Below are 1375 nucleotides of genomic sequence, written 5' to 3'. Positions count from 1 at the left end.
CGACCGCGGCGATCCCGCCGGCAGCATCGCGCCCACCGACCTGAGCGGGACCGTCGACCTGGGCGGGACCGTCGACCTGGGCGGGACCGTCGGCGCCCCGGCGCGTCCCATCCCGTTCTCGGCACGGTTCATGATCGGACCCAGACGACGGGCGAGCCCGGTACGCTCGGATTCGTGGACGCCGAGCTGGTCGACTGGGAACTCGCCGTGACGACGGCGAGGAAACTGGTTCGCCCCGGCCCGCAGATCTCGCGGGAGCAGGCCGGCGAGGTCGTCTCCGAGCTGCGGCGACTGGCCGTCGAGGCCGAGCGGCACGTCGAGGACTACACCCGGCTCACTCCCGCCGGGCCGGCCACCCCCATCACCGTGGTGGACCGGCTGGAGTGGGTCCGCTCCAACGTCGCCGGTCTGCGGGTGCTGACCTCCCCGTTGCTGGGCAAACTGTCCGAACAGCAGCGCGGCAACCTCGCCGCGGCGGTCGGTCGGCGGGTCACCGGGGTCCAGATCGGCACAGCCTTGGCCTATCTGGCCGGCAAGGTGCTGGGCCAGTACGAGGTCTTCCTCCCGCCGGAGGAGTACCAGGCCGGGAGGGACGATCCGGGTCCGCCCGACGTGCCGGGGTCGGTCGGGGTGCCGGGGTCGGTCGGGGTGCCGGGGTCGGTCGGGCGCCTCAGCCTGGTCGCGCCGAACATCGCGCACGCCGAGGCGGCCATGGGGGTCGTGCCGCGAGACTTCCGGATGTGGGTATGCCTGCACGAGCAGACCCATCGCAGTCAGTTCACCGCCGTGCCATGGCTGCGGACCCACCTGGAGTCCGAGATCACCGCGTTCATTGAGGCCACGGACCTCGATCCGGACGTCCTCGCGGGCCGCGTCCGCTCGGCGATGAGCGCGCTGCGCGGGGCGGTGCTCGACCGGGAGGCCGACAGCCCGAGCGTCGTGGAGGCGCTACAGACCCCAGCCCAGCGAGCGGTTCTCGACCGCCTCCAGGCCATCATGACGTTGTTGGAGGGCCACGCCGACCAGGTGATGGACGCGGTGGGGCCGAAGATCGTACCCACCGTCGCCGACATCCGGACGAAGTTCGAGGGTCGCCGCGGCGGGGGATCGCCGATCGACCGGTTCGTCCGTCGGCTCCTCGGTCTCGATCTCAAGCTGCAGCAGTACCGCCAGGGCGGGGCGTTCGTGCGTGCGGTGGTCGCGCAGGCTGGGGTGACGGGTTTCAACACCGTCTGGGAGTCACCGGCGGCGCTGCCGACCCGCGCCGAGCTGGTCGATCCCACCGCCTGGATGCAACGGGTCCTGGGCAGCCGCCCGCCGATCTCGGCGTGAGCACCATGGTCGTCGGGGCCGCGGGGGTCGTCGGGGCCGCGGC

The 1375-nt window shown here is 72.6% G+C and carries 2 protein-coding genes; both read left to right on the top strand.

All coding sequences use genetic code 11. The annotated features are described in order from the left end of the window. Nucleotides 1-211 (top strand): hypothetical protein (locus tag AC08ON_RS06065; RefSeq protein WP_476616597.1); only part of this gene is annotated, 211 nt, incomplete at its 5' end. Then, nucleotides 175-1332, top strand: coding sequence for a zinc-dependent metalloprotease (locus tag AC08ON_RS06060; protein WP_476606468.1), 1158 nt, complete (start codon nt 175-177; stop codon nt 1330-1332). The genes AC08ON_RS06065 and AC08ON_RS06060, both read left to right, overlap by 37 nt. Nucleotides 1333-1375: the final 43 nt, after the last annotated feature.

Source organism: Frankia sp. CoWAU3 (assembly GCF_977971855.1).
Note: the sequence above shows the minus strand (reverse complement) of the source record. Positions and strands in the feature narration are given on the sequence as shown.